This window comes from Burkholderia cenocepacia, assembly GCF_900446215.1.
Classification (GTDB): domain Bacteria; phylum Pseudomonadota; class Gammaproteobacteria; order Burkholderiales; family Burkholderiaceae; genus Burkholderia; species Burkholderia cenocepacia.
In genome coordinates this window covers 138,812-165,491 of record NZ_UAQZ01000001.1, presented here as the reverse complement: position 1 = coordinate 165,491, position 26,680 = coordinate 138,812, and the positions used below count along the sequence as shown (strand labels likewise).

Here is a 26,680-nt window from a genome sequence, read left to right as displayed (position 1 = left end):
ACGCCTGTCAGGCGATCGAGTCAATCAATGGCACGACGCGTACCGGCATTACAGGTACACGAGGGACACGGTGGCGAGGCCGTCGAGATTGATTTCCTGGCTGAGGTCGAGATTCGACGTCTTGTCGATCGCGGCCTGCACGTCGAGCGTGCCGGAGAACACCTTCGCCGCGACCGGCACGGTCTGGCCTTTCTTGGCCCACGACTCGTAGCCGCCGGTGTTGTCGACCACGCCGTCGGAAGCCGTCCAGGTGGTGCCCTTGGTGCTCGAATAAATCGAATCGACGGCCGCGCCGTCGGCCTGGAACGAATTCTTCCGGAAACGGAATGCAAAGCCGCCGATATTCTTGCCGCTGGCCGTGCCGAGGCCGAATTGAACATTATCCGATTTCGACATGCCGAAGAAATTGATATTGCCGGAAAGGGCGCCGGTGCCGGCGCGATTATCCTGCGCCGTCAATGCGACGCGCGCGGCGGCGTCGCAGGTGATCGTGATCGAATCCGACAGGATCGCGAGCAGCGTGGGCGCGGTCGGGCTGAGTTGGGCCGAGCCGATCAGCCCGTAATCGAACGTGCCGCCGCCGGCCAGCGTCGGCGTGCACGCGCCGGGCTTCACCGTGCCGGTGACCTTGACGTCGAACGTGTCGGCGAAAGCCGCGGTGGTGCCCCATGCGAGCAGGCCTGCAATCACGAGGCGCGAGGCCTGGTTCGTCATCTTAACGAATTTCATCTGGACGTATTCCTGGTGGCAATCCGGAATGCCGAAAATGGATTCGGCGATCCGGGTTTGTCTGGATTAATGAAATGAAACTTGCTCGCGGTTATTTCCGATGAGCGGAGGAAATTTATCAACTCGATTTCCGAAAAGAAATCGGACTTGTACAAATTTTCGAGGATATTTTTTATGAGATTTCTGGTTTTGGTCGGGAAGGGAATTCGATTCTCGCGCGGAAAACCGGTGTTTTAATTGTTAAGAATGTCAGATCAGATATTTTTAAACTTCGGCGACGATGAAGCGATATGGAATCGGCGTGCGCCGACGATGTTGACGAACGAAGTGCCCAACGGTTCGCACCGAGCGGTCGGCATTGGCGGCTCGGGACGGCGGACGCGTGACGTCATTGCGGCCATCGCGTACGTCGGCAGCGGGAAGAGCGGGGAGAGAGGGAAGGCGTCGCGTCGGTGCGCGGCGGTGTAACAGCGAAGGCGGGCAGGGAGGCTGGCCGGATGAAGTCGGCCGGGGGCCGAGCGAGCGGCGTGTGAGCGGACGGCGCTGCCCGATCGTTCGCATCGCGTCGGCCTGCGCCGACGCGGGACGCTTTACAGCTTGTCGTACTGGAAGCGCATCGCGGTGCCTTCGCGCGTGATGCGTTCCCACACCGCGCGCTTTTCGTCGTCGCTCAGGAACACCCAGTTCGACACTTCGGCGGCCGTGCGGCCGCAGCCCTTGCAGACTTCGTCGAAGAGCGTCGAGCACACGCCGATGCAGGGGCTGTCGGGGAGGTCGTGAAGATTGGAGGCCATCGGGAGGGTTCGCGCAGTTGAATCGTCAGCCGCCATTTTAATGCATCGCGGCGGCCCGGCCGGACGCTCGCGCCGGCATGCTGTCCCGGCGCGGCAGCGGGACAGTACGGCCGGGCGTTGCCTGCGGGCGCCGGGCGGGCACGCCGGGCATGCGAACGCGGGTTCGCCGCTGTCCGTTTTTCCGGGTGGACAGCCGTCGATTACCCGATAGAATTCCCCCGGAACGCCCCGCCGCGCGGGCGGCCCGACGGGCCGGCGGCGGTAATCTGTTCCGTTTGCGCGACACCGGCATGATTTTTTTGTGACGGGGCGCGAATGATGGTAGTTTTCGGGGTTTTCGAGGGGCGGCGCGCCCGAATGCGCCGCCATGACGAGGCAGACGGCAGCCGGGCAGTGCGTCCGGCCGGAGGGAGAACGGGATGAAAGCAAAGGTAGTGGGCCGGTTCGCAGCGCTCGCGCTGTGCGTGGGTGCATCGGCGGCAGCGGCGAAGGATACGCAGCTCAATGTCTATAACTGGTCGGACTACATTGCGAAGGACACGATCCCGAACTTCGAGAAGCAGACGGGCGTCAAGGTCCGCTACGACAACTACGACAGCGACGACACGCTGCAGGCGAAGCTGCTGACCGGCAGCTCGGGCTACGACATCGTCGTGCCGACCAGCAACTACGCGGGCAAGCAGATCGCCGCCGGCATCTTCGCGCCGCTCGACAAGTCGAAGCTGCCGAACCTCAAGTACCTCGATCCGCAACTGATGGCGCTCGTCGCCGGCGCGGACCCGGGCAACAAGTACTCGGTGCCCTGGGCGTACGGTACGACCGGCCTCGCATACAACCTGACGAAGGCGCAGCAGGCGCTCGGCAAGGTGCCGCTCGACAACTGGGACATCCTGTTCAAGCCGGAAAACCTCGCGAAGCTGAAGACCTGCGGCGTGTCGGTGCTCGACGCGCCCGACCAGATGTTCGCGGCGACGCTGCACTACATCGGCAAGGATCCGATGAGCACGAACCCGGCCGACTACAAGGCCGCGATGGACGTGCTGAAGAAGATCCGTCCGTACATCACGCAATTCAACTCGTCGGGCTACATCAACGACCTGGTCGGCGGCGACATCTGCTTCGCGTTCGGCTGGTCGGGCGACGTCGTGATCGCGAAGCATCGCGCGATCGAGGCGAAGAAGCCGTACAAGGTCGAGTACTACATTCCGAAGGGCGGCGCGCCGGTGTGGTTCGACGTGATGGCGATCCCGAAGGATGCGAAGAACAAGGAAGCCGCGCTGCAGTGGATCAACTACATCGAGGATCCGAAGGTGCACGCGGCGATCACCAACGCGGTGTACTACCCGAGCGCCAATGCCGAGGCACGCAAGTACGTGCGGCCCGACGTCGCGAACGACCCGGCCGTCTACCCGCCGGCCGACGTCGTGAAGACGCTGTTCCTGCTCAAGCCGCTGCCGCCTGAAATCCAGCGTCTGCAGACGCGTCTGTGGACCGAGCTGAAGTCGGGCCGCTGACGCGAGCCGAAGTGAATCAGCAGTCATGAAGCCCCTGGTGCCCCCGGGGGCTTTGTTCGTCTAACGCAGGAGAGAAGCAGCACATCATGAATAGCCAGTCGGGCGCGCCGGTCGCGGGCGCGCCGTTCTCCGTTTCCTCCTCCGGCGCCGATGCGCGCGCCGAGAACTTTGTCCAGATCGTCGACGTCGTCAAGAAATTCGGCGACACCGAAGCCGTGCGCAGCGTCAACCTGACCGTGCGCCAGGGCGAGCTGTTCGCGCTGCTCGGCAGCTCGGGCTGCGGCAAGTCGACGTTGCTGCGGATGCTCGCGGGCCTCGAGACGGTCACGTCGGGCAAGATCCTGATCGACGGCGAGGACCTCGCGCAGATGCCGCCGTACAAGCGGCCCGTGAACATGATGTTCCAGTCGTATGCGCTGTTCCCGCACATGTCGGTCGAGTCGAACGTCGCGTTCGGGCTGAAGCAGGAAGGCACGCCGAAGGCCGAGCTGAAGGCGCGCGTCGCGTCCGCGCTCGAACTCGTGCAGATGGGCAAGTATGCGAAGCGCAAGCCGCATCAACTCTCCGGCGGCCAGCAGCAGCGCGTCGCGCTCGCGCGTTCGCTGGTCAAGCGCCCGAAGCTGCTGCTGCTCGACGAGCCGATGTCCGCGCTCGACAAGCAGATCCGCCAGCGCACGCAGATCGAGCTCGTCAACATCCTGAACAAGGTCGGCGTCACCTGCATCATGGTCACGCACGATCAGGAAGAGGCGATGACGATGGCGAACCGCCTCGCGGTGATGAGCGAAGGCCAGATCGTGCAGATCGGCTCGCCGAACGAAGTGTACGAATACCCGAACAGCCGCTTCTCGGCCGAATTCATCGGCTCGACGAACCTGTTCGACGGCGTGACGGTCGAGGACGAACCCGATCACGTGTACATCGAATCGCCGGAACTGCCGAGTCGGCTGTACGTGAGCCATGGCATCTCCGGCCCGCTCGGGATGCCGGTCACGGTGTCGGTGCGCCCCGAGCGGATCGCGCTCACGCGCAAGCCGCCCGAAGGCGCGTTCAACTGGGCGCGCGGCCGGATCAGCAACGTCGCGTACATGGGCGGCTATTCGCTGTATCACGTGAAGCTCGATGGCGGCAAGACGGTGATCGCGAACGTGTCGAGCCTCGCGATTTCGGAACTCGACACGCCGGCGCTCGGCGACGAGATCTACGTGCGCTGGAGCGCGACCGCCGGCGTGGTGCTGACGTCATGAACGCGTTCAAGTCCCTGCTCGAGTGGCCGGTGCGGCGCTTCAACCTGACGGGCGCGACGGCGGTCGTCGCCGGGCCGTTCACGTGGCTCGTGCTGTTCTTCCTCGTGCCGTTCGTGCTGGTCGTGAAGATCAGCTTCGCGGAGCTGCAGCTCGGCATCCCGCCGTATACGGAGCTTGCGTCGTACGCGGACGGCGTCGTGCACATCGCGCTGAACCTGTCGCACTACGCGTTCCTGTTCACGGACAGCCTGTATTTCGCGACCTACGTGAACTCGGTGTGGGTCGCCGCGATCACGACGCTGCTGTGCCTGCTGCTCGGCTATCCGATGGCGTACTACATCGCGCGCTCGAACCCGGCCACCCGCAACCTGCTGATGATGGGCGTGATGCTGCCGTTCTGGACGTCGTTCCTGATCCGCGTGTATGCGTGGATCGGCATCCTGAAGAACAACGGCCTGCTGAACAACTTCCTGATGTGGATCGGGCTCACGCATACGCCGATCGAGCTGTACCGCACCAACTACGCCGTATACATCGGGATGGTGTATTCGTACCTGCCGTTCCTCGTGATGCCGCTCTACGCGCACCTCGTGAAGATGGACCTGCGCCTGCTCGAAGCCGCGTACGACCTCGGCGCGAAACCGTGGAAGGCGTTCGTGCAGATCACGCTGCCGCTGTCGAAGAACGGGATCATCGCGGGTTGCCTGCTGGTGTTCATCCCGGCGGTCGGCGAATACGTGATTCCGGAGCTGCTTGGCGGCGCGAATACGCTGATGATCGGCCGCGTGATGTGGAACGAGTTCTTCAACAACGCGGACTGGCCGATGGCGTCGGCCGTGACCTGTGCGATGGTGTTGCTGCTGCTCGTGCCGATGGCGATGTTCCAGCACTTCCAGGCGAAGGAACAGGGGGGGCGTCGATGAAGCCGAATCGCTACCTGCAGTTCGCGGCGCTGTTCGTCGGCTTTGCGTTCCTGTACGTCCCGATCATCAGCCTGATCGTCTATTCGTTCAACGAGTCGAAGCTCGTCACCGTGTGGTCGGGCTTCTCGTTCCGCTGGTACGCGGCGCTCGCCGAGGACGACGAGCTGCTGACGGCCGCGTGGCTGTCGCTGAAGATCGGCGTGCTGACCGCGTTCGCATCGGTGTTCATCGGCACATGGGCCGGCTTCGTGCTCGCGCGGATGGGGCGCTTTCGCGGCTTCGCGCTGTTCAGCGGGATGATCAACGCGCCGCTCGTGATCCCCGAGGTGATCCAGGGGATCTCGCTGCTGCTGCTGTTCATCGAGCTCGCGAAGTGGATCGGCTGGCCGGCCGAGCGCGGCGTGTTCACGATCTGGCTCGGCCACGTGATGCTGTGCATCTCGTACGTCGCGATCATCGTGCAGTCGCGCGTGCGCGAGCTGAACCCGTCGCTGGAAGAGGCCGCGCTCGATCTCGGCGCGACGCCGCTGAAGGTGTTCTTCACGATCACGCTGCCGCTGATCTCGCAGGCGCTGATCGCCGGCTGGCTGCTGTCGTTCACGCTGTCGATCGACGACCTCGTGCTGTCGGCGTTCCTGTCGGGCCCCGGCTCGACGACGTTGCCGCTCGTCGTGTTCTCGCGCGTGCGCCTCGGGCTGAACCCGGAGATGAACGCGCTCGCGACGCTGTTCATCATCGCGGTGACGGCCGGCGTCGTGATCGCGAACTTCGTGATGCTGCGCCAGGAACGCAAGCGGCTGGCGGGGTTCGCGGCCTGACGCGCCGATTGCGGCCGTCATGAAAAACGCCCGGTGCCGACGACGAGTCGGCCCGGGCGTTTCGTTTTGGCGGCGCGTGACGTCGCCTGGGTTTATCCGCCGAACGCAGCCTTGGCCAGCAGCCCGAGCGCGACGCACACGAGCACGGCCGCGAAGCCGGCCTGCACGTGCCGCGCGGCGAGGTGGCGCGACGCGCCGCGGCCGGCGGCCATGCCGAGCGCGGTCGCGACGGTGAACCACAGCGTTACGTCGAGCGGCGCGCGCGTGCCGGACACGAGCGTCGCGAGCACGCCGCCCGTGCCGACCAGCGCGATCACCATCAGCGACGTCGCGACCACCCCGTGCATCGACACGTTCGTGAACTTGCGCAGCATCGGCACGATCACGAAGCCGCCGCCGACGCCGAGCAACCCCGTCATCAGGCCGGTGACCGCGCCGGTCGATGCCAGCGCGATGCCCACGGGCCACGACCACACGAGCCGGCCGGTGTCGGGGTTGATGCGGCCGACGCACAGCGGTGACGCGTCGGCATCCGCCGCGACCCGCCGCAGCGCCTGTCGCAGCAGGCGGCCGGCGACGACCAGCATCGTCAGCGCGAACAGCGTGAGCAGCAGGCGCTGCGGCAGCACGTGCGCGAGCCGCACGCCGAGGGTGGTCAGCGGCACGCCGGCCACGGCCATCAGCAGCGCCGCGCGGTAGCGCACGAGCCCGCGGCGAAAGCCTTCGAGCGCGCCGAGCGCGGCGCTGCCGGCCACCGCGACGAGCGCGACGGGCGTGGCCTGCTGCATCGGCCAGCTCATCCCGACGACGAGCGCGGGCACCGCGAGAATGCCGCCGCCGGCGCCGGTCAGGCCGAGCACGGCGCCCACGAAGCCGCCGAGTACGAGGGAAATCAGCATGACGTCATCGCGCTCCGGTCAACCTGCGATCGCGGGCTTCGCGAGCCATTCGCGGCCCTTGAGCATCGCCTTCCAGTAGAGCGGCGGCAGCACGCGCTCCTTGAGCAGCCACGCGAGCCGCGACGGGCGCTTGCCGTCGATCAGCCAGGCGGGGAAGGTCGGCGCGACCTTGCCGCCGTACAGGAATTCGGCGAGCACGATCTTGCCGCGCTCGACGGTGAGCGGGCACGAGCCGTAGCCGTCGTAGGCGGCGTCGCCATGCGCGCGGCCGAGCGACGCGAGCAGATTGTGCGCGACGACGGGCGCCTGCTTGCGGGCGGCCGCGGCGGTTTTCGCATTGGTCGTGTTGGTGACGTCGCCGAGCGCATAGATGTCGGCAAACTGCTTGTGCCGCAGCGTCGCCGGATCGACGTCGATCCAGCCGGCCGCGTCGGCGAGCGGGCTCGCGCGCACGAAGTCGGGCGCCTTCTGCGGCGGCACCACGTGGATCATGTCGAACGACCGCTCGACGGTTTCCTTGCCGCCGTCCGGCAGCGCGCGCGAGAACGTCGCGCGGCGCGCGGGCCCGTCGATCGCGACGAGGTTGTGGCCGAACGACAGCGCGATGTCGTAGCTTTTCACGTACTCCATCAGCGCGGGTACGTAGTCGGCGACGCCGAACAGCGCGCCACCCGCATTCAGGAATTCGACGTTCGCGGCGTCGAGGCGCCCCGTGCGCCGCCAGTGATCGCACGACAGGTACATCGCCTTTTGCGGCGCGCCCGCGCACTTGATCGGCATCGGCGGCTGCGTGAACAGCGCATTGCCGCCGCGGAACGCGCGCACGAGTTCCCACGTGTACGGCGCGAGATCGTAGCGGTAGTTCGACGTGACGCCGTTGCGGCCGAGCGTGTCGGCGAGGCCGTCGATCGCGTGCCAGTCGAGCTTGAGCCCCGGGCACACGACGAGCTTGCGATAGCCGATGCGCCGGCAGCCGTCGAGCACGACCGCGTGCGCGTCGGGCTCGAAGCCCGCGACCGCGGCGCGGATGCGCTGCACGCCGCGCGGCAGCACATCGGTCATCGGCCGCGCGGTGGTCCCGGGCTGGAACACGCCCGCGCCGACCATCGTCCAGCCGGGCTGGTAATAGTGGACGTCGGCGGGATCGATCACCGCGATGTCGAGCGACGCGTCGCGCGCGAGCAGGCTCGACGCGACCGCGATGCCGGCGGCACCCGCGCCGACGATCACGATGTCGTGCCGTGCGTCCACGGCGGGCGTGCTCTGGCGGCTGTCCTGCGCGATACGCGATGCAAGGGCGCTCAGGTCGTAGCCGGCCGCGCCGGCGGTGGCGACGAGGTCGTCCAGTGGGCGCAGCCCCGCCTGCGACAGCGCCCACAGCGTGGCCGAGCGCGTGCCGCTGCGGCAGTACGCGAGCACGGGCCCGTCGAGCGACGCGACCAGCGCGCCGAATTGCGCGGCCTGGTCGTCGGTCACCTTGCCGGTATCGACGGGCAGGTAATGCACGTCGATGCCGAGCGGCGCGGCGGCCGCGCGGATCTCGGTGACGGTCGGCTGGTCGGCGCCTTCGCCGTCGGGCCGGTTGCAGATGATCGCGCGGATGCCCACCGCGTGAAGCGCGGGCAGGTCGGCCGCCGCGATCTGCGGCGAGACCGACAGCGCGTCGGTCAGCTTGCGGATGTTGGTCATGTCGGAGTTCTCGGTGGGGTGCGGGCGCTCAGATCGCGTCGAGCGGAATCTTCAGATAGCGCACGCCGTTGTTCTCGGGCTCGGGCAGGTGGCCGGCGCGCATGTTGACCTGCACCGACGGCAGCATCAGCACGGGCATGTCGAGCGTCGCGTCGCGCGCGGTGCGCATCGCGACGAAATCGTCCTCGCTCACGCCGTCCTTCACGTGCACGTTCGCGCGGCGCTGCTCGGCGACGGTCGTCACGAACTGCACGTCGCGCCCGCCCGGCTGGTAGTCGTGGCACAGATACAGGCGCGTGTCGGGCGGCAGCGCGAGCACGCGTGCGATCGAGCGGTACAGCGTGCGCGCGTCGCCGCCGGGGAAGTCGCAGCGCGCGGTGCCGTAGTCGGGCATGAACAGCGTGTCGCCGACGAACGCCGCGCGCTGCGTCGCGTCGTCGACGCAGTAGGTCATGCAGGCGGGCGTGTGGCCCGGCGTGTGCAGCGCGCGGATCGTCAGGGCGCCGAGCGCGAGCGTGTCGCCGTCGTCGACGAGCCGGTCGAACTGGCGACCGTCTTGCGCGAAGCCCGGCCCCGCGTTGAACAGCGTGCCGAACACGTGCTGCACGCGGCGCACGTGCGAACCGATCGCGATCTGGCCGCCGACCTGTGCTTTCAGGTACGGCGCGGCCGACAGATGGTCGGCATGCACGTGCGTCTCCAGCAGCCAGTGCACGGTCGCGCCGAGTTCGGCGACGCGCGCGATCAGCCGGTCGGCGTTGGCGGTGCGCGTGCGGCCGGATTTCGGATCGTAGTCGAGCACGCTGTCGATCAGCGCGCACGCGCGGCTCGCCGTATCGAGCAGGAGATAGCTGACGGTGTGGGTGGCCGGGTCGAAAAAGCCTTCGACCGACAGGGCGGGGGCGTTGCTCACGGGGTGTCCTCGATCGGGTTCTGCATCTGCAATCGCGATCTTTACCTCAAGAAGCGTGCCAGCCGGCCGCGCGGCGCCGGCCGATGTGGCAGGGACTTGATTCGGCTCGGTTTTTCGGCGCGGTGGCGGCCCGGTGGACGAAACGGCGGCATCTGGTGGCAGACCAGGACTGCCATAACTGGCAGTGTCGTGGCAGAATTGGCGGTCAGCCTGGCAGTCCGTCCGGGCATCCCTTCGCCGAGCGAGCTTCCGCATGCCTCCGCACGACACCATTCCGATCGTTCCCGCACCGCGCCGCGACGCGATGCCGGACGTCCGCGCGCTCGTCGCGTATCTCGAGCAGGACCCGCAGCCGATGATCGTGGTCGATCCCGACTACCGCATCCTCGCGGCGAACGATGCGTACCGGCGCCAGTTCGGTGTAGCCGGCGTCGAGCACGTCGGCCGGCATTGCTTCCAGGTGTCGCATCACTATGACGTGCCGTGCGACCAGGCCGGCGAGCATTGCCCGATGAAGCAGGCGCTCGAGTTGCGCGGGCTGAACCGCGTGCTGCACATCCATCACACGCCGCGCGGCCCCGAACACGTCGACGTCGAGCTGCGGCCGATCTTCGACGCGGACGGCGACGTGATCGCGTACGTGGAGCGGCTGACGACGGTGCGCAGCGCGTCCGCGCAGCCGAGCGCGGAAGGGCTCGTCGGCGGCGCGGACGCGTTCAACGCGGCGCTCGGCGCGCTGCAGCGCGTCGCGCCGTCGACGCTGCCGGTGCTGCTGCTCGGCGAATCGGGCACCGGCAAGGAGCTGTTCGCACGCGCGCTGCACGAGGCGAGCGATCGCGCGATGGGGCCGTTCGTCGTCGTCGATTGCTCCGGGATCGTCGAGACGCTGTTCGAGAGCGAGCTGTTCGGCTACGAGAAGGGCGCGTTCACGGGCGCGAACCAGCGCAAGCCGGGCCTCGTCGAAACCGCGCAGGGCGGCACGCTGTTTCTCGACGAGATCGGCGACGTGCCGTTGCCGATGCAGGTGAAGCTGCTGCGGCTGATCGAATCGGGCACGTTCCGGCGCGTCGGCGGGGTCGAGGCGCTGCGCGCCGATTTCCGGCTCGTCGCGGCCACGCACAAGCCGCTGCGCGAGATGATCGACGACGGCCGGTTCCGGCAGGACCTCTATTACCGGATCAACGCGTTTCCGATTCCGCTGCCGGCACTGCGCGAACGGCGGGGCGACGTCGCGCTGCTGGCCGAATCGATCCTGCGGCGGATCGCGAACGCGCGCGGCAACGCGGGCGACGCACATGCGCGGCCGTTCGTGCTGACCGAGCGCGCCCGTGCGTGCCTCGACGCATATGCATGGCCCGGCAACATCCGCGAGCTGCGCAACGTGCTGGAACGCGCGTGCCTGTTCGCCGATGACGGGACGATCCGCGTCGAGCATCTGCCGGCCGAGCTCGTCGCGGCAGCGGCGGCGCCGCAGGCGCAGGCGGCGGACGCGCGCGGCGTGTCGGATGCGGAGCTGGTCCGTATTGCGCGCACGTTCGCCGGCACGCGCAAGGCGCTGGCCGAGCAGCTCGGATTGAGCGAACGGACGCTGTACCGGCGGATGAAGGCGCTCGGCCTCGGCACGCGCGAGCGCTGAACGGGCAGGTCGCGCGCGGCGGGCAGCGGCACGCGGCCTTGCCCCACCCCGACTGGACGGTGCGCTACGACCGGGCCGACGCTCGGTCCGTTGCGCGCGATACGGGCGGGGCGGTACGAGTCAAACACGCTTCGCGATAAAAAATCACAACGGAACAACAATTAATTATCGTTTTACGATAATTATCGACGTACAATCGACGCTCGTTCATTCGTCGTCGAGGACACGTCATGCATTCCGATCGCATCGCCCGTATTAGCCAGCGGATGGCCACCGTCACGCTGGGATTCATCTTCTGCATGCTGGTGCTCAACGCCGCGTGCTGGCTGTTTCCGTCGCTGAGCGCGGCCTCGGGGCCCGGCTTCGTCTTCGGCCTCACGGATTCGGTGCTCTCCAACCTGCATGTGGATGTCGCCGCGTTCCCGTGGTGGCAGAAGGCGGTCGGCATCGTGCTGTCGAGCGTGCCGCTCGTCGCGCTTGCAAACGGCCTGCGGCATCTGCGCGCGCTGTTCCGCACCTATGCGCGGCGCGACTATTTCTCCGCACAGGCGGCTGGTCACCTCGGCAAGACGGGGCGGGCGATCGGCCTGTGGGTGGTGCTGAGCCTGCTGTGCGAGCCGCTGCTGAGCGTGTGGGCGACGCTGCGCGAACCGGTCGGCCATCGGGTGGTCAGCGTCGGTTTCACCCTGCCGTACGTGGTCGCGTTGTTCACCGCCGCGTGCATTGCGGTCATCGCGCACATTCTCCGGCAGGCGAGCGAGCTCGACGCCGAGCATCGGCAATTCGTCTGAGGCGCGCGATGACGATCGTAGTCAAGCTCGACGTGATGCTCGCGACGCGCAAGGTCCGCTCGAAGGATCTGGCGGCAGCCGTCGGCATCACCGAACAGAATCTGTCGCTGCTCAAGCAGGGGAAGGTCAAGGGCATCCGCTTCGCGACGCTCGAGGCGATCTGCCGTTATCTCGACTGCCAGCCGGGCGACCTGCTCGCGTTCAGCGATGACGGCGGCGGCGAGCCCGACTGACGCAGCGCGCACGCGGCGTGTCGATGCGGGCGGGCGCCGTCGGTCGCGCGTGGTTGCGCTGGCCGTCGCGGTGTCCGTATCGATCCACGTGGCCGGATGGTTCGTGCTGCAATGGGCGCCGCGGCCGGCCGGCCCGAACACCGGCGAGAAGCCGCGGATCGCGCTGCGTGTCGAGTGGATTCCCGCGCGACCGGCGCCCGAGGTGATCGCACGCGAGACCGGGCGGGCCGGCCCGAGCCCGGGCAGGCGCGGCACCGGACAATCGGCGAAACGTTCCGCGGCGGTGGCGGATGCGCGTAGGGCGGCGCGTTCGTTTCCGGATGCGCCGGGTACGTCGCGCAGGCCAAGCGAAACCCGCGCCGGCCCAAGCGCGGCCGCACACGATGGCCGTCCGGCCCCCGCTGCAAGCGCCGATCTCGACTGGCGTCGCGATCTGGACGCGATCGGTGCACGGCAACGCGCGGCGCGCAGTCCGGCGCAGGCGGCGGTCGGCGCGTTGGGCGCATCGTCGGGCGGCGCGGCGCCGCGTCGTCGCACCGTCGATGCACAGCTGGCCGACGGGATATCGGGCGCGCGTCGTGCCGATTGCCGGCATGCGTACGCGGGTGCAGGCCTGCTCGCGTTGCCGATGCTCGCGCTGGACGCGGTTCGCGATACCGGCTGCCAATGGTGAAACGGGCGGCATACGGGAATCCATGTGCCGCCCATGCGAATCATGCGATCAGCGCGCCGGCGCCAGCTGCGCCATCGCTTCGCGCACGAAACCGAGCAGCGTGTCGTCGGTCCACGAATCCTTCGTCAGCGCCGGCTCGTTCATCAGCGCGTGGCGGAATTTCGCATGCGTGGCCGGATCGTGGCCCGCGTAGCTGCAGAACAGCTCGAGCCAGCGCTGCGCAAGCGCGCGGCCGTGCGGCGAATCGGGCCGCGTGCCCGCATCGATCGCGTCGCGCACGTCGGCCATCAGCTGCGGCCATTCCATCGCGCGTTCGGCGTAGTGCGCGCGCATGAAGCGGATCTCGTCCGGCGTGAGGTATTTCTCGAAGAGCCGCATCTTCGTTTCCGACGAAGCCCGCAGCACATAGTCGCGCAACGCGGTCGAAATGCCGATCTTCGACTGCATCGACGGTTCGTGCTCGTGCATCAGGTTCAGCTTCGCGAGCAAGCGCGGATCGTTGTTCGTGTCGCGCACCAGCAGCGCCATCCAGCGCGCGGCGAGCGCACGGACGCGCTCGTCCTCGGCGGGCACGCCCGCCTCGTGCAGCGCACGCACGTCGGCAACGAGCGCGATCCATTCCGCGTCGCCCGCCTGGCTCTTCTGGTACATCGGCAGGCGCGCGAGTTCTTCCTCGGAAAAATATTTGTCGTACACGGTCATCAACTCCAGTGTGGTGAGCCAATCGGCCAGTTCCGGCTCGGTGCCCGCCGTGAGCTGCGCATGCAGGCTCACGAGCCGTTCGCGCAGCTGCGCGGTTTGCGCGAGCTGGCGGTCGAGCGACGCGATCTGCTTCGCGACGACATCGACGAGCGGGGTGCCGGGCCGGTTCAGGTAGTCGCCGATTTCGGCGAGCGACAGTCCGAAGCGACGCAGGGCCTGGATCTGGTGGAGCCGGGCGATGTCGTCGCGGTCGTACAGCCGGTAGCCGTTGTCGGCGCGCGCCGAAGGCGTCAGCAGGCCGATTGCGTGATAGTGATGAAGCGTGCGGACGGTCAGCCCGCTGCGTTTCGCCAGTTCTCCCACTTTCAGCCGCATTCGTTCCTCCGTTCGGTGCGCACACTGGAGTCTCGAACGTTACGCTACGTGAGGGTCAAGCGGAAGATCGGCGATCGGACGCGCGTGTCGGGAATCCGTACGCGCGTCCGATCGAAGGGGCCGGTTATTGCGCCGAAGGGGCGGCTGCGGGCGTGGCGGCGCGTGCCTGCGTGTCGGCCGTGCCGTCGCCGGCCGCGTGGCCGGTTTCAGCGGACTTGTCGCCGGTGTCGGCCGGCGGCGTGCCCATCGCCTGGTACAGCCGCGCGGTATCCGCGAACCGGGCGCCGGTCGCCCGAATCTCGTCGAGCCGCGCATTGCGGTACTGCAACTCGCTCGCGCGCGCGGCCGACGGCGGCAGCGCGCCGAGCCGCACGCGAGCCGCCGCGTCGTCGTACGCGCCCCGCGCGGACAGCGCGGCGCGCGACGACGCATCGAGCGCCTCCGCGTCGTGCTCGAGCGCCGCGAGCGAATCGGCGACGTTCTGGAACGCGCCGAGCACCGCCTGCTTGTACTGGTCGACCGCGGCCTCGTAGGTCGCCTTCGCCGCGCGGCGCTGGGCGAGCAGCGCGCCGCCGTGAAAGATCGGCTGGCTCAGCGACGCGCCGACGTTCCAGATCGCGCCGGCGCCCGACAGCATCGTCGGCCAGCTGAAGCCGCCTTTGCCCATCGCCGCCGACAGCGACAGTTGCGGAAACATCTGCGCGGTCGCGAGGCCCACTTCGGCGGCGGCGGCCTTCAGCCCCGCGTCGGCGGCCTGGATGTCCGGGCGGCTTCGCAGCAGGTCCGACGGCACGACGACGGGCACCTGCTCGGGCAGGTGCAGATCGGTGAGCGCGAGATCGGCCGGCGGCCGGTCGGGCGTGCGGCCGACCAGCACCGCGAGCGCATGGCGGGCCGAGTCGCGCTGCTGGCGCAGCGCGGGCAGGCTCGCCGCGAACGTGTCGGCGCTTTGCCGGGCGTTCAGCGCGTCGCCGCGCGAGGCCGAACCGAGCGCGTGGCGGCGCTCGGCGTCGTGCGCCTGGTCGTTCGCGAGCGCGACGAGCCGCTTGGTCGTGTCGATCTGCGCATTGAGCACCGACACGGTGATCGACGCGGTGACGATGTTCGCGGCCAGCGCGCGCCGCGCGGATTCGAGCTGGAACGCGCTGACGTCGACGCGTTTCGCGAGCGCGCGGTTCGCGAAGCGCGACACGCCGAACAGGTCGACCGTATAGCTCGCCTGCAATTGCCCGACGAACGTGTCGTACAGCAGCGTCGGCGCGCCGAGCGCGGGAATCGGCACGCCGAGCGCGCGCTGGCGCGTGGCCTGGCCGCCCGCGTCGATCGACGGCAGCATCGAGCTGCCGATCTGCCCGCGCAACTGTTCGCGCGCGGCATCCAGCGAATGCGACGCCGCGCTCAGCGTCGGGCTGTTGCGCAGCCCTTCGTCGACGAGCGCGTTCAGCGCGTCGGAACGGTACTGTTTCCACCAGTCCGGCACCGGCTGCGCGCCGACCTCGAACTGCTGCGCGACGCCGTGCGCGGACACGGTCTGCTGGACTTGCGGCGCGGCGCCGTAGTGCGCGGGCGCCGGCATCGCGGGCGGCTCGCCGCTCGGCGCGAACCATGCGCAGCCCGCGAGCGGGGCGGCGATGCTCGCCAGCGCGAGCGCGCGCGCGGCTTTCGTTTTCAGGGTCATCGATCGATCCATGGTCAGGCTCCCGACGGCGCGGCAGGCGTGCCGCCTGGCGGCGGGCCGTCCTGCGGGTCGCGTTCGTCGCGCTTCACGCGGAACCACGTCGCGTACAGCGCAGGCAGGTAGAACAGTGTCAGCACGGTCGCGCTCGTGATGCCGCCCATCAGCGCGGTCGCCATCGGCCCGAAGAAGTTCGAGCGCAGCAGCGGGATCAGCGCGAGCACCGCGGCCGCGGCCGTGAGCGTGATCGGCCGGAAGCGCCGCACGGTCGCGCCGATGATCGCGTCGACGCGACCGTGGCCGACCGCGATGTCCTGCTCGATCTGGTCGACCAGGATCACCGAGTTGCGCATGATGATCCCGAACATCGCGATCACGCCGAGCATCGCGACGAAGCCGAACGGCTGGCCGAACAGCAGCAGCGTCGCGACCACGCCGATCAGCCCGAGCGGCGCGGTCAGCACGACCATCAGCACGCGCGAGAAGCTCTGCAGCTGGATCATCAGCAGCGTGAACACGGCGATCGCCATCAGCGGCATCTGCGCGTTGATCGACTTCTGCGCCTTCGCGCTTTCCTCGACCGAGCCGCCGATGTTGATCTGATAGCCGACCGGCAGCTGCGCGCGCAGCGCATTCAGCTTCGCGTCGACCGCATGCGTGACGTCGATGCCCTGCGCGCCGGCGCGCACGTCCGACTGCACGGTGATGGTCGGCTGGCGGTCGCGCTCCCACACGACGCCGTATTCGAGCGTCGGCGTGAAGCGGCCGAGGGAGCCGAGCGGCACGGGGCCGTTCGGCGTCGGCAGCGCGAGGCCCGCGAGTTTCGCCGGATCGACGCGGTCGGCCCGCGGCGCGCGCAGGTCGACGGCGATCAGCTTGTCGCGCTCGCGATACTGCGTGACCGTCGTGCCGGACAGCGTCATCGCGAGGAAGCTCGACACGTCCTGCGACGTGACGTTCAGCTCGCGCGCCTTCTTCTGGTCGAGCGCGAAGCGCACCGAGCGTTCGGCCGGTTCGTCCCAGTCGAACTGCACGTTGACCGTGCGCGCATCGCCGCGCATCGTCGCCGCGACCTTCTCGGCGATCGAGCGGACCGTCGCGATGCTGTCGCCGCTCACGCGGAACTGCACCGGATAGCCGACCGGCGGGCCGTTCTCGAGCCGCGACAGGCGCCAGCGCACGGCCGGGAACGTGTCGCGCAGCGTGGTTTCGAGCCAGGTCGCGAGCTTCTCGCGATCCTCGACCGATTTCGCGGTGATCACGAACTGCGCGAAGTTCGGCAGTTGCAACTGCTGGTCGAGCGGCAGGTAGAAGCGCGGCGCGCCGCTGCCGACGAAGTTCACCGCATGGTCGATCTCGGGACGCTTGTCGATCACTTTTTCCAGGCGCTCCGTCTCGCGCAGCGTCGCCGCGAACGACGCACCTTCGGGCAGCCGCAGGTCGACCAGCAGCTCGGGCCGGTCGGAGCTCGGGAAGAACTGCTGCGGCACCAGCGAGAAGCCCATCAGCGCGGCGACGAACAGCGCGCCCGTGATCAGCAGCACGACGAAGCGCCGCTCGATGCACCAGTCGATCCAGCCGCGCAGCCGCCGGTAGAAGCGGGTGTCGTAGATGTCGTGCTCGTGATCGTCGGGCAGGTGCGCCTCGTGCGCGTGGCGCTTGCGCTCGGGCAGCATGTGATAGCCCAGCAGCGGGATCAGCACGACGGCCGCGAACCACGATGCGATCAGCGCGATCGCCGACACCTCGAAGATCGAGCGCGTGTATTCGCCGGTGCTCGATTTCGCGAGCGCGATCGGCAGGAAGCCCGACACCGTGACGAGCGTGCCCGTCAGCATCGGGAACGCGGTGCTGGTGTACGCGAACGCGGCGGCGCGCGCGCGGCTGTAGCCCTGTTCGAGCTTCACGGCCATCATCTCGACCGCGATGATCGCGTCGTCGACGAGCAGTCCGAGCGCCAGCACGAGCGTGCCGAGCGACACCTTGTGCAACCCGATGTCGAACAGGTACATGAACAGCGCGGTGACCGCGAGCACGACCGGAATCGAGATCACGACGACCATCCCGGTACGCAGCCCGAGCGACACGAGGCTCACCACCAGCACGATCGCGACCGCTTCGGCGACGGCTTCGAGGAAGTCGTCGACCGAATGCGCGACCGCGTGCGGCATGCTCGACACCAGCGTCAGCTTCAGGCCGGCCGGCAGTTGCGCCTGCAAGTCCTTCGATTCGGCGTCGAGCGCCTTGCCGAGCCGGATCACGTCGCCGCCCGGCTGCATCGTCACGCCGATGCCGAGCACGGCATGGCCGTTCGTTCGCATCTGTGTAACCTGCGGATCGTCGTAGCCGCGTTTCACGGTCGCGAGATCGCCGAGCCGGAACGTGCGGCCGTTGATGCGGATCAGCGTGTCGGCGATCGCGGCGACGTTGTCGAACTGGCCGCTCGGCCGCACGAACACGCGATCGTCGGCGGTCGTCAGCACGCCGGTCGACGAGATGTCGTTCTGCGCGTTGATCGCCTGCCCGAGCTGCTGCGGCGAGATGCCGAGGCGCGTGAGCTGCGCGTTGTTGACCTCGATGAAGATCCGCTGGTCGGGGTCGCCGAAATAGTCGACCTTGCCGACGCCCGGCACGCGCAGCAGCACGGTGCGCAACTGGTCCGCGTAGTCGTGCAGTTGCGCGGGCGTGAAGCCGTCGCCCTCGAGCGTCCAGATGTTGGTGTAGACGTCGCCGAATTCGTCGTTGAAGAACGGGCCCTGCACGCCGGGCGGCAGCGTGTAGCCGATGTCGCCCACCTTCTTGCGGATCTGGTACCAGGTGTCGGGCACGTCCTTCACGGGCGCCGAATCCTTCATCGTGAAGAAAATCAGCGATTCGCCGGGACGCGAATAGCTGCGCAGGAAGTCGATGGCCGGCGTTTCCTGCAGCTTGCGGCCGATCCGGTCGGTCACCTGTTCCTGCACCTGCCGCGCGCTCGCGCCGGGCCAGAAGGTCCGGATCACCATCACGCGGAACGTGAACGGCGGGTCTTCGGATTGCGCGAGCCGCGTATAGGCGAGGATGCCCGCGAGCGTCGCGAGCGCGATCAGGTAGACGACCAGCGCCTGGTGGCGCAGCGCCCATGCGGACAGGTTGAAGCGGCCTTCTTCGTGGGAGACGCTCACGATGCGAAGTCCTCCGGATGCAGCGGCGCGATCGCGCGCACCTTTTCGCCTGCGCTGACCGTATGCACGCCCTGCAGCACGACGCGCTCGCCCGGCTGCAACCCATGCGACACGGTAACGGTGCGCTCGTTGAAGCGCGCGACGTCGACGCGGCGCAACTCGAGCGTGTCGTCCTTCGTGCGTACGACCCACACGGCCGGTTGCGCGCCGTCGTGGAACAGCGCGGTCGCGGGCAGCGTGATCGGCTGCGCGTCGCCGGCGACCGGTGCGCCGTCGAACGCGACGTCCGCGGTCATCCCGAGCCGGATCGCCGGATCAGGCGTGCCGAGCGTGAGCTTCACGCGGTAGGTGCGGCTTTGCGGATCGGCGGCCGGCGCGATTTCGCGCACCTTCGCGGCGAACTGGCGGCCCGGCAGCGACGGCAGCGTGACGCTGGCCGTGTGGCCGGGTGCGAGCGACGCGAGCGCGGCTTCGGGCACGTCGCTGACCACATCGACGTCGCCCGACCACGCGAGCTGGTAGACCGGCTGGCCCGCCGACACGTTCTGGCCGGTATCGGCCTGTTCGGCGGTGATGGTGCCCGCATGGTCGGCGGCGAGCGTCGCGTAGCGGAGCTGGTTCTTCGCGAGCGCGAGCTGCTGCTGCGCCTGGTCGCGCTGCGCGAGCGCCGACGTGTAGCTGTTCTGCGTCTGTTCGAGCTGCGCGGTCGCGATCAGGTTTTCGCGGGCTTGCGCGCGATCGCGGTCGAGCTGCTGCTTCGCGAACGCGAGGCTGTGCGTCGCGGCATCGAGTTGCGCCTGCGCACTCGCGGCGTTCTTCTCGACGTCGGACGGATCGAGCAGCGCGACGACCTGGCCGACTTTCACCGTATCGCCGAGCCGCACCCGGCGCTCGATGATCTTGCCGGCGATGCGGAACGACAGCGGAGTCGCGTAGCGCGGCTGGATGTCGCCGGGCAACGTGCGCGCGGCCGCGGCGGTGTCGGCCCGCGCGGGCAGCGCGACGACGGGGCGCGGGGCGGGCGGCGCGGATTCTTTTGGATGACAGGCGGCAAGGACGAGCGCGGCGCCGATCAGCAGCGCGGCGCGGGAACCGGAGCGATTCACGAAACCCCCAGGTGAGGTGGAGCGGAACGAGGCCGGCAAGCGCGGCGGGCGCTTGCCCCAGAACGGCGCCGGCATCGGCGCACGCGGACAGACGGACAACATTTTGAGAAACTGTGGCGGATTCTAATACATACCTGTATCTGAATGCAAAAATGAATCCGAAAGGGAAAGGATGCTAGACTGCGCGCCATGAAACCACAGCGCTTAACTCGTGAGCAGAGCAGGGACCAGACGCGCGAACGTCTGCTGAAAGCCGCGCATCGCATCTTTATGAAGAAAGGCTATGTGGCCGCGAGCGTCGAGGACATTGCCGCGGCGGCCGGCTATACGCGTGGCGCGTTCTACTCGAACTTCCGCAGCAAGTCCGATTTGTTGCTGGAGCTGCTGGAGCGCGATCACGCGGCGGTGCGGGCCGACTTCGAGGTGATTTTCGAAGGCGGCGGCACGCGCGAGCAGATGGAATCGATGGCGCTCGCGTATTACCGGACGCTGTTTCGCGACGACGAGTACTCGCTGCTGTGGGGCGAGGCGAAGCTGCAGGCGGCGCGCGACGCGAAGTTCCGCGTGCGCTTCAACCAGTTCCTGCACGGCAAGCGCGTGCAGATGGCCGAATTCATCCAGCGCTTCGCCGAGCGCGCGGGTACGCCGCTGCTGTTGCCGGCCGACACGCTCGCGTTCGGGTTGATGTGCCTGTGCGACGGCGTGCAGTCGTATTACACGGCCGATCCGCAGCACGTGTCGGCCGACGTGGCCGAATCGGTGCTCGCGGGGTTCTTCGCACGGGTCGTGCTGGGGCGTGCGCCGGACTGACCGGCGCGGGCGGGGCGGGCGGTTTGGCGGCGCGCGTCAGCGTTCGCCGGTCATCCGCCGGTACGCGTCGAGCAGCGACGTCTTGTAGACGACGCCCGCGAGCGTCGGCTCGGCTTCGCTTTCGATCACCGGCAGGCGTTCGCCCTGGAACGCCATGAAGCGTTCGAGCGCGGTCGCGAGCGGCATGTCCGGCGTGAGCAGCGGAAACGGCGTGTGCGCGTAGTGCGCGGCCGTCTTGTCGGTCGTGTCGCGCTTGTCGAGCAGGTCCGACGTGATGTCCTTCAGCGCGACCGCGCCGCGGAAGCGCCCGGCGTCGTCGGTCACGTACAGGTACTTCACCGGATATTCGAGAAACACGCGGGTCATGTCGGCGACGCTCGCGGTGAGCGGCACGACCGTCTGCGCGGGCTGGATCAGCTCGCGCATCTGCGTGGTGCGCAGCCGCTGTCGCTCCTGCGCGTCCTGGTAGTGGTGCTGCGTGATTTCGTACATCGACGTCGTGCCGGTCGCGCGCGCGACGAAATACGCGAACACGCACGACACCAGCAGCGGCAGCACGACCTGATAGCTCAGCGTCATCTCGAAGATCATCAGGATCGCCATCAGCGGCGCCTGCGTGGCGCCCGCCATGAACGCGCCCATCCCGACGATCGCGTACGCGAAATACGCGGACGTATGGCCGGGCCACAGCGCGTCCATCGCGAGCCCGAATAGCGAGCCGAACACGGCGCCGACGAACAGCGTCGGCGTGAACACGCCGCCGATCGCGCCCGAGCCGGCGGTCGCGGCGGTCGCGATCACCTTGAACACGAGGACCGCGACGAGCGCTTGCCAGGTCCACGGCGCATGGAGGATGTGGTTCACGACGCTGTAGCCGTTGCCCCACACGTCCGGAATCCACACCGAGATCACCCCGACGACGAGGCCGCCGAGCGCGAGCCGCACGGGCAACGGCACCGGCAGCCGCTTGAACTGCGTCTTCGACGCGTCGAGCAGGTGCAGGAACTGCGGCGCGAGCACCCCGCACAGCGCGCCGAGCACGACGAACAGCAGCACCTCGGGGCCGGTCACGGCCGGAAACACCGGCATTTCGTACGGCGGCCGGTAGCCGGCGAATTCGCGCATCACGATGTTCGCGACGACCGACGCGACCACCATCGGCCCGAAGCTTTCCATCGCGATCGTGCCGAGCACGATCTCCGACACGAAAAAGGCGCCGGCGATCGGCGCGTTGTACGCGGACGTGATACCGGCCGCCGCGCCGCACGCGACCAGCAGGCGCAGGCGCGGCGGGTCGAAGTGCGCGAAGCGGCCGACGAGCGACGCGGCGAGCGCCGCGAGCTGCACCATCGGGCCTTCGCGGCCGATCGAGCCGCCGCTGCCGATCGTCAGCAGCGATGACACGCTGCGCCACAGGCTCTGCCGCACCGGCACGACGCCGTTGCCGAGCGCGACCGATTCCATGTAGTCGGTCTTGGCGGCCTGCTTGTCGCCGCGCGTCGCAAGCAGCAGCACGCAGCCGGCGAGGAAACCGCCCGCGGCCGGCATCCAGAACCGCACGTACCACGGCAGGCTCTTCGCCATCTGCACGAAGCTGCCGCTGTGCCCCGAGATCAGGCGCTGCATCAGGTCGATGCCTTCGCGGAACGCCATCGTGGCAAAGGCGCCGCCGACGCCGACGATGGCCGACCAGATCAGCATCGTATGGGCGTCCGACAGGCGGAACAGCGTTTGGGCGCGAGTGCGCAGCTTCAGCAGGAACGAGAGCACGGCTGAAAGGGGGCGATGGAAAACGACGCGAAGCATAGCACTGCGCCGCGCCCGCGGGACCTCCCCGGCGGGCGCGGCGCGCGAACCGTCACGGACATGCGGCTCAGCCAAGCCAGTGCTGCACGGCCCAGGTGATCCCGTAGCCGCCGGCGATCAGCCACACGTACAGGATCAGGCCGGTCATCAGCGCCCGCGGGCCGGCCGCGCGGATCTGCGCGACGCGGGTCTCGATGCCGAGCGCGGTCATGGCCATCGTGAGCGCGAAGGTGTCGAGCACGTTCAGCGTATGCGTGACGTCCGTGGGCAGCACGTTCAGCGAATTGACGATCACGAAGCCGAGGAAGCCGAGCGCGAACCACGGCACCGCCACCTTGCGCTTGCCTTGCGCGCCGCCGGCCGCGTCGTGACCCGCGCGGGCCGAGCGGGCGAGCCACCAGCCGAGCGCGAGCAGCACCGGGACCAGCAGCATCACGCGCGTCATCTTCACGATCGTCGCGACGTGCGCGACCTCCGGGCTGATGTCGCTCGCCGCGCCGACCACCTGCGCGACTTCGTGGATCGTGCCGCCGAAGAACAGGCCGAGGCCGGCCGGATCGAGGTTCAGCAGCCCGGCGTGATAGGCGAGCGGATACAGGAACATCGACAGCGTGCCGAACAGCACGACGCTGCCTACGGCCATCGCGCTCTGGTGCGGCTTCGACTGCAGCGTCGACTCGAACGCGAGCACGGCGGCCGCGCCGCAGATCGCGCTGCCGGCGGCGGTCAGCAGCGCGGCGTCGCGGTCGAGCTTCATCAGCTTCATGCCGGCCCAGGTGCCGATCACGAGCGTGCTGACGACGACCAGCACCGAGACCGTGAGGCCCGGCAGCCCGACCTGCGCGATTTCCTGCAGGCTCACGCGCAAGCCGAAGAACGCGACCGCGATGCGCAGCAGCTTGCGTGCGGAGAAATTGACGCCGGCCGCCCAGCTGGCCGGCATGCCGTCGCGCAGGCCGTTGCCGTACAGCGCACCGGCGACGATGCCGACGATGAGCGGCGACAGGCCGAGTCCCGCGATCGCGGGAAGCTGGGACAGGCTCGTGATGGCGGCGGCGAACAGCGCGACGAACAGCACGCCGTTCAACTGGCCGCGCATCGACGGCGCGGCATGGCTGAGATGGGGAGTCGGAGCAGTGGACATGGAAGCACCGTGATGGAGCGTGTTGCGATGCTGCAATCCTAATTTTGTTATATCGATATGAAAAATTGTGATTTGTGACGTAAACTATCCGGAAAGCCGATAATTTATCCCCATGACCCCGGATCAACTGATAACGTTCGCCGCCGTCGCCGAGCATCTGAACATCAGCCACGCCGCCGTGGCGCTGCACCTGTCGCAGCCGGCCGTGTCGGGCCAGTTGCGGCTGCTGCAGGACGAATTCGGCGAGCCGCTGTACCAGCGCGACGGCCGCGGCATCCGCCTGACGCCGGTCGGCGAGCAACTCGCGCAGTACGCGAAGGCGCAGCGCGACACGTTCGCGCAGGCGCGTGCGTTTCGCGATGCGGTGCGCGGACTGGAAGCCGGCACGCTGCGGATCGGCGCGAGCACGACGCCCGCGAGCTATCTGCTGCCGTACCTGATCGCGGCGTTCCAGCCGCGCGCGCCGCGCGTGTCGATCCAGACGATGAGCGGCAATACGGCCGACGTGGTCGCGGCGCTGCCGTCGCTTGACATCGCGCTGATCGAAGGGCCGCCCGGCGAGGCGCTGCCGCCGGGCACCGCCGTGCACGCGTGGCACGAGGACGAGATCGTCGCGATCGTGCCGGCCGGCCATCCGCTCGCGGCGTCCGGCTACGACGCGGGCGTGACGCTCGACGCGCTGGCCGCGCATCCGCTCGTGCTGCGCGAGGCGGGCTCCGCGGTGCGGCAACTCGTCGAGCGCGCGTTCGCGCATGGCGGCGCGCCGATGCGCGTCGCGTTCGAGATCGCCGGGGTCGAGGCCGTGAAGGAGGCCGTGCGCGCGGGGATGGGCGTCGGCTTCGTGTCCGCGATGTCGCTGCGTCACCAGGATGCGGCGCTCGTGCTGCGCTCGCTCGCGCCCGCGCCGCTCACGCGGCATTTCTCCATTCTCGTGCCGCATGGCGGCGCCCCGTCGCGGGTCGCCGCGCAATTCCTCGAAATGAGTCTCGCGCAGGATCTCGCGTAGACGGCCGACGCCGCGCCGGGAACGGGCGTTGCGCGCCGTGCGGCGCGGATTCGCGCGGTGCGCGGTCTTAGGGATTTCCTCTATGGCGTGGGCCTGACGCGAAGCGCACCATCCGTCTCAAGCAAATGGAACCGGTTCCATTCCGGTTTAAAAAGGGCAAAATGGCAGACATCGTGATCGTGGCGAGCGCATTCGGGATGGACCGGGTGCGCCAGGAGAGCCACAGTGCATTCATCGCGACCGTGGCGGCATCCGGTGCGACCGGTTTCGAGGTGCGGCGTGAACTGTTCGCGTCGGACGACGACACGGCGCCCGGCGCGCTGGCCGCGCTCGGCGCGCTGATCAGCGGCCACGGGCTGTGGTCGGTCTATTCGACACCGGACTCGCTGTATACGGACACCGGTGCGCTCGACGCAGACGCATTGCGCGACGCGCTCGCGCAAGCCGACGCGCTCGGCGCGCGCTTCGTCAAATTCCAGCTCGGCGGCTTCGCCGGCGACGCGCACGCGGCCGAAATCGTCGCGCTGTCGCGCGGCGCGCGGGCCCGCGTGGTGGTCGAGAACGGCCAGCTCGAGGTCGGCGGCGCGTTCGCGCAGTTCCGCGGGCTGTTCGACGCGCTGGCCGACGCCGGCATGCCCGACGCGCTCGGCATGACGTTCGACATCGGCAACTGGCAGTGGCGCGGCGAAGCGCCGCTCGACTGCGCGCAGGTGCTCGCGCCGCATGTGGAATACATTCATTGCAAGGCCATCGAAGGCGAGGGCGCGCGTCGTTTCGCCGCCGCGCCGGCGCCGAACGATCCGCTCGTGACCGGCGTGCTCGCGGCGCTGCCGCAGCATGCGCCGCGCGGCATCGAGTTTCCGTTCGACGCGGCCGACCTGGCCGGCGATGCCTGCCGGCGCGTCGCGTGGCTCGCGACCGCGTGACGGCAGCAGGATCCTGAGGAGTTCAGTCATGAAAGCAGCACTCGATGTCGTGACCTACGGCGAAGCGATGGCGATGTTCGTCGCGACGGAGCCGGGCCACCTCGCGCACGCCGGGCAATTCGCGAAGCGGATCGCCGGCGCCGACCTGAATGTCGCGATCGGCCTGTCGCGGCTCGGCTTCCGGGTCGGCTGGATGAGCCGGGTCGGCCGCGATTCGTTCGGCCGCTACGTGCTCGACACGCTGGCGCGCGAGGGCATCGACGCGTCGTGCGTGACCGTCGACCCGCGTTACCCGACCGGTTTCCAGCTGAAGTCGCGCAACGACGACGGCAGCGACCCGACCGTCGAATACTTCCGCAAGGGCTCGGCGGCGAGCCACCTGTCGTGCGACGACTACGTGGCCGACTACGTGCTCGGCGCGCGCCACCTGCATCTGACGGGCGTCGCGCCGGCGATCTCCGCGACCTCGTGCGAACTCGCGTTCCAGCTCGCGCGCGAGATGCGGGCGGCCGGCAAGACGATTTCGTTCGACCCGAACCTGCGCCCGACGTTGTGGCCGTCCGCCGACGTGATGGCGAAGACGCTGAACGCGCTCGCGACGCTCGCCGACTGGGTGCTGCCGGGCCTCGCCGAAGGGCGGCAACTCACCGGGCACGACACGCCGGCCGACATCGCGGGCTTCTATCTCGCGCAGGGCGCGCGCGGCGTCGTGATCAAGCTCGGCGAGCAGGGCGCGTATTTCCGCACGGCCGACGGCCGCGAGGGCACGGTCGCCGGCGAGCGCGTCGAGCGGGTCGTCGATACGGTCGGCGCCGGCGACGGCTTCGCGGTCGGCGTGGTCAGCGCGCTGCTCGAAGGGCGCGGCATCGAGCAGGCGGTCGCGCGGGGCAACCGGATCGGCGCGCTCGCGATCCAGGTGATCGGCGATTCGGAAGGACTGCCGACGCGCGACGCGCTCGACCGGCTCGAAAACGTCAGCAATCGCGCCGATCGCTTAGAGGAAACCGTCACCGCGCAATGAGAGGCCGGACACGGCACAATCCGCGGATCCATTTCGTGCGCGACGCACAGTCATTTTGTTCGAGGCCGGGCCGGCGCCAGTGCGCC

At 68.5% G+C, this 26,680-nt stretch carries 23 protein-coding genes; 12 read left to right on the top strand and 11 right to left on the bottom strand.

Translation table 11 applies throughout. The annotated features are described in order from the left end of the window. Positions 1 to 48: 48 nt before the first annotated feature. Together DTA15_RS00710 and DTA15_RS00705 are read right to left on the bottom strand one after the other, a co-directional pair. Entirely contained in the window at positions 49 to 729 is a 681-nt protein-coding gene (locus DTA15_RS00710; RefSeq protein WP_006488135.1) for a DUF1120 domain-containing protein, read from the bottom strand. Between the two features lie 590 nt (positions 730 to 1,319). Further along, positions 1,320 to 1,523 (bottom strand): DUF1289 domain-containing protein, encoded by a 204-nt coding sequence (locus DTA15_RS00705; protein WP_006493160.1) that lies wholly within the window; start codon positions 1,521 to 1,523, stop codon positions 1,320 to 1,322. A 419-nt stretch (positions 1,524 to 1,942) separates the two neighbouring features. Here DTA15_RS00705 and DTA15_RS00700 point away from each other — a divergent pair, with 419 nt between their 5' ends. The 4 genes from DTA15_RS00700 (at position 1,943) to DTA15_RS00685 (ending at position 6,025) form a co-directional block, all read left to right on the top strand. Continuing rightward, positions 1,943 to 3,037: a polyamine ABC transporter substrate-binding protein gene (locus DTA15_RS00700; RefSeq protein ID WP_006497200.1), complete on the top strand. Its 1,095-nt coding sequence runs from the start codon at positions 1,943 to 1,945 to the stop codon at positions 3,035 to 3,037. An 86-nt stretch (positions 3,038 to 3,123) separates the two neighbouring features. After that, positions 3,124 to 4,284, top strand: a complete 1,161-nt coding sequence (locus DTA15_RS00695) for an ABC transporter ATP-binding protein (RefSeq protein WP_006488129.1) — start codon at positions 3,124 to 3,126, stop codon at positions 4,282 to 4,284. After that, positions 4,281 to 5,207, top strand: coding sequence for an ABC transporter permease subunit (locus tag DTA15_RS00690; protein ID WP_006488137.1), 927 nt, complete (start codon positions 4,281 to 4,283; stop codon positions 5,205 to 5,207). The genes DTA15_RS00695 and DTA15_RS00690 overlap by 4 nt, the downstream gene beginning before the upstream one ends. After that, positions 5,204 to 6,025: an ABC transporter permease subunit gene (locus DTA15_RS00685; RefSeq protein ID WP_006488141.1), complete on the top strand. Its 822-nt coding sequence runs from the start codon at positions 5,204 to 5,206 to the stop codon at positions 6,023 to 6,025. Before DTA15_RS00690 ends, DTA15_RS00685 begins: the two co-directional genes overlap by 4 nt. Before the next feature lie 92 nt (positions 6,026 to 6,117). On the opposite strand, the gene DTA15_RS00680 is transcribed toward DTA15_RS00685, so the two are convergent. Genes DTA15_RS00680 through DTA15_RS00670 form a run of 3 tightly spaced genes read right to left on the bottom strand, consistent with a single transcriptional unit; the run spans position 6,118 to position 9,526 of the window. Further along, positions 6,118 to 6,924 (bottom strand): sulfite exporter TauE/SafE family protein, encoded by an 807-nt coding sequence (locus DTA15_RS00680; RefSeq protein WP_006488114.1) that lies wholly within the window; start codon positions 6,922 to 6,924, stop codon positions 6,118 to 6,120. A gap of 18 nt (positions 6,925 to 6,942) precedes the next feature. Beyond that, positions 6,943 to 8,613, bottom strand: a complete 1,671-nt coding sequence (locus DTA15_RS00675) for a bifunctional protein tyrosine phosphatase family protein/NAD(P)/FAD-dependent oxidoreductase (protein WP_006488155.1) — start codon at positions 8,611 to 8,613, stop codon at positions 6,943 to 6,945. A gap of 28 nt (positions 8,614 to 8,641) precedes the next feature. Beyond that, positions 8,642 to 9,526: an MBL fold metallo-hydrolase gene (locus DTA15_RS00670; protein WP_006488157.1), complete on the bottom strand. Its 885-nt coding sequence runs from the start codon at positions 9,524 to 9,526 to the stop codon at positions 8,642 to 8,644. A gap of 253 nt (positions 9,527 to 9,779) precedes the next feature. Between DTA15_RS00670 and DTA15_RS00665 the strand changes: the two genes are divergently transcribed. The 4 genes from DTA15_RS00665 to DTA15_RS00650 all read left to right on the top strand — a co-directional run bounded on the left by DTA15_RS00665 (position 9,780) and on the right by DTA15_RS00650 (position 12,859). Beyond that, positions 9,780 to 11,162: a sigma-54 interaction domain-containing protein gene (locus DTA15_RS00665; RefSeq protein ID WP_006488122.1), complete on the top strand. Its 1,383-nt coding sequence runs from the start codon at positions 9,780 to 9,782 to the stop codon at positions 11,160 to 11,162. Between the two features lie 230 nt (positions 11,163 to 11,392). Further along, positions 11,393 to 11,953 (top strand): DUF2975 domain-containing protein, encoded by a 561-nt coding sequence (locus tag DTA15_RS00660; RefSeq protein WP_006488126.1) that lies wholly within the window; start codon positions 11,393 to 11,395, stop codon positions 11,951 to 11,953. A gap of 8 nt (positions 11,954 to 11,961) precedes the next feature. Continuing rightward, a complete protein-coding gene (locus DTA15_RS00655) occupies positions 11,962 to 12,186 on the top strand; it encodes a helix-turn-helix domain-containing protein (protein ID WP_006488139.1) in 225 nt (74 codons plus the stop codon). A gap of 70 nt (positions 12,187 to 12,256) precedes the next feature. Next, the gene (locus tag DTA15_RS00650; protein ID WP_227743221.1) at positions 12,257 to 12,859 is read left to right on the top strand and encodes a hypothetical protein; all 603 of its coding nucleotides are present in this window, start codon (positions 12,257 to 12,259) and stop codon (positions 12,857 to 12,859) included. A 48-nt stretch (positions 12,860 to 12,907) separates the two neighbouring features. Here DTA15_RS00650 and DTA15_RS00645 read toward each other — a convergent pair whose 3' ends face one another. The 4 genes from DTA15_RS00645 to DTA15_RS00630 all read right to left on the bottom strand — a co-directional run bounded on the left by DTA15_RS00645 (position 12,908) and on the right by DTA15_RS00630 (position 19,881). Continuing rightward, positions 12,908 to 13,936, bottom strand: a complete 1,029-nt coding sequence (locus DTA15_RS00645) for a MerR family transcriptional regulator (RefSeq protein ID WP_006488148.1) — start codon at positions 13,934 to 13,936, stop codon at positions 12,908 to 12,910. Positions 13,937 to 14,060: 124 nt separating this feature from the next. Continuing rightward, positions 14,061 to 15,626 (bottom strand): efflux transporter outer membrane subunit, encoded by a 1,566-nt coding sequence (locus DTA15_RS00640; protein ID WP_012492641.1) that lies wholly within the window; start codon positions 15,624 to 15,626, stop codon positions 14,061 to 14,063. 2 nt (positions 15,627 to 15,628) lie between these two features. Beyond that, a complete protein-coding gene (locus DTA15_RS00635) occupies positions 15,629 to 18,775 on the bottom strand; it encodes an efflux RND transporter permease subunit (RefSeq protein ID WP_006489712.1) in 3,147 nt (1,048 codons plus the stop codon). Next, positions 18,772 to 19,881 carry an efflux RND transporter periplasmic adaptor subunit gene (locus DTA15_RS00630; RefSeq protein ID WP_006493475.1) on the bottom strand — a complete coding sequence of 370 codons (1,110 nt, stop codon included), beginning with the start codon at positions 19,879 to 19,881 and terminating at the stop codon, positions 18,772 to 18,774. Before DTA15_RS00630 ends, DTA15_RS00635 begins: the two co-directional genes overlap by 4 nt. 189 nt (positions 19,882 to 20,070) lie before the next feature. On the opposite strand from DTA15_RS00630, the gene DTA15_RS00625 reads away from it, so the two are divergent. Beyond that, positions 20,071 to 20,691, top strand: coding sequence for a TetR/AcrR family transcriptional regulator (locus tag DTA15_RS00625; protein ID WP_006491184.1), 621 nt, complete (start codon positions 20,071 to 20,073; stop codon positions 20,689 to 20,691). A gap of 36 nt (positions 20,692 to 20,727) precedes the next feature. On the opposite strand, the gene DTA15_RS00620 is transcribed toward DTA15_RS00625, so the two are convergent. Then, positions 20,728 to 22,461, bottom strand: a complete 1,734-nt coding sequence (locus DTA15_RS00620; RefSeq protein ID WP_006491181.1) for a ClcB-like voltage-gated chloride channel protein — start codon at positions 22,459 to 22,461, stop codon at positions 20,728 to 20,730. Positions 22,462 to 22,564: 103 nt separating this feature from the next. Beyond that, complete coding sequence (locus tag DTA15_RS00610; RefSeq protein WP_012492639.1) at positions 22,565 to 23,641, bottom strand: YeiH family protein; 1,077 nt, start codon at positions 23,639 to 23,641, stop codon at positions 22,565 to 22,567. 112 nt (positions 23,642 to 23,753) lie between these two features. Between DTA15_RS00610 and DTA15_RS00605 the strand changes: the two genes are divergently transcribed. From DTA15_RS00605 to DTA15_RS00595, 3 genes are all read left to right on the top strand, one after another. Next, entirely contained in the window at positions 23,754 to 24,647 is an 894-nt protein-coding gene (locus tag DTA15_RS00605; protein ID WP_006491186.1) for a LysR family transcriptional regulator, read from the top strand. A 161-nt stretch (positions 24,648 to 24,808) separates the two neighbouring features. Further along, entirely contained in the window at positions 24,809 to 25,573 is a 765-nt protein-coding gene (locus DTA15_RS00600) for a sugar phosphate isomerase/epimerase family protein (RefSeq protein WP_006491175.1), read from the top strand. A 28-nt stretch (positions 25,574 to 25,601) separates the two neighbouring features. Next, positions 25,602 to 26,594, top strand: coding sequence for a sugar kinase (locus DTA15_RS00595; RefSeq protein WP_006491178.1), 993 nt, complete (start codon positions 25,602 to 25,604; stop codon positions 26,592 to 26,594). Positions 26,595 to 26,680 lie beyond the last annotated feature (86 nt).

Bases quoted from the DNA above. Each gene is read 5' to 3' on its own strand.
- DTA15_RS00710 (WP_006488135.1), bottom strand. From the start codon at position 729: ATGAAATTCGTTAAGATGACGAACCAGGCCTCGCGCCTCGTGATTGCA.
- DTA15_RS00705 (WP_006493160.1), bottom strand. From the start codon at position 1,523: ATGGCCTCCAATCTTCACGACCTCCCCGACAGCCCCTGCATCGGCGTG.
- DTA15_RS00700 (WP_006497200.1), top strand. From the start codon at position 1,943: ATGAAAGCAAAGGTAGTGGGCCGGTTCGCAGCGCTCGCGCTGTGCGTG.
- DTA15_RS00695 (WP_006488129.1), top strand. From the start codon at position 3,124: ATGAATAGCCAGTCGGGCGCGCCGGTCGCGGGCGCGCCGTTCTCCGTT.
- DTA15_RS00690 (WP_006488137.1), top strand. From the start codon at position 4,281: ATGAACGCGTTCAAGTCCCTGCTCGAGTGGCCGGTGCGGCGCTTCAAC.
- DTA15_RS00685 (WP_006488141.1), top strand. From the start codon at position 5,204: ATGAAGCCGAATCGCTACCTGCAGTTCGCGGCGCTGTTCGTCGGCTTT.
- DTA15_RS00680 (WP_006488114.1), bottom strand. From the start codon at position 6,924: ATGCTGATTTCCCTCGTACTCGGCGGCTTCGTGGGCGCCGTGCTCGGC.
- DTA15_RS00675 (WP_006488155.1), bottom strand. From the start codon at position 8,613: ATGACCAACATCCGCAAGCTGACCGACGCGCTGTCGGTCTCGCCGCAG.
- DTA15_RS00665 (WP_006488122.1), top strand. From the start codon at position 9,780: ATGCCTCCGCACGACACCATTCCGATCGTTCCCGCACCGCGCCGCGAC.
- DTA15_RS00660 (WP_006488126.1), top strand. From the start codon at position 11,393: ATGCATTCCGATCGCATCGCCCGTATTAGCCAGCGGATGGCCACCGTC.
- DTA15_RS00655 (WP_006488139.1), top strand. From the start codon at position 11,962: ATGACGATCGTAGTCAAGCTCGACGTGATGCTCGCGACGCGCAAGGTC.
- DTA15_RS00645 (WP_006488148.1), bottom strand. From the start codon at position 13,936: ATGCGGCTGAAAGTGGGAGAACTGGCGAAACGCAGCGGGCTGACCGTC.
- DTA15_RS00640 (WP_012492641.1), bottom strand. From the start codon at position 15,626: ATGGATCGATCGATGACCCTGAAAACGAAAGCCGCGCGCGCGCTCGCG.
- DTA15_RS00625 (WP_006491184.1), top strand. From the start codon at position 20,071: ATGAAACCACAGCGCTTAACTCGTGAGCAGAGCAGGGACCAGACGCGC.
- DTA15_RS00610 (WP_012492639.1), bottom strand. From the start codon at position 23,641: ATGTCCACTGCTCCGACTCCCCATCTCAGCCATGCCGCGCCGTCGATG.
- DTA15_RS00605 (WP_006491186.1), top strand. From the start codon at position 23,754: ATGACCCCGGATCAACTGATAACGTTCGCCGCCGTCGCCGAGCATCTG.
- DTA15_RS00600 (WP_006491175.1), top strand. From the start codon at position 24,809: ATGGCAGACATCGTGATCGTGGCGAGCGCATTCGGGATGGACCGGGTG.
- DTA15_RS00595 (WP_006491178.1), top strand. From the start codon at position 25,602: ATGAAAGCAGCACTCGATGTCGTGACCTACGGCGAAGCGATGGCGATG.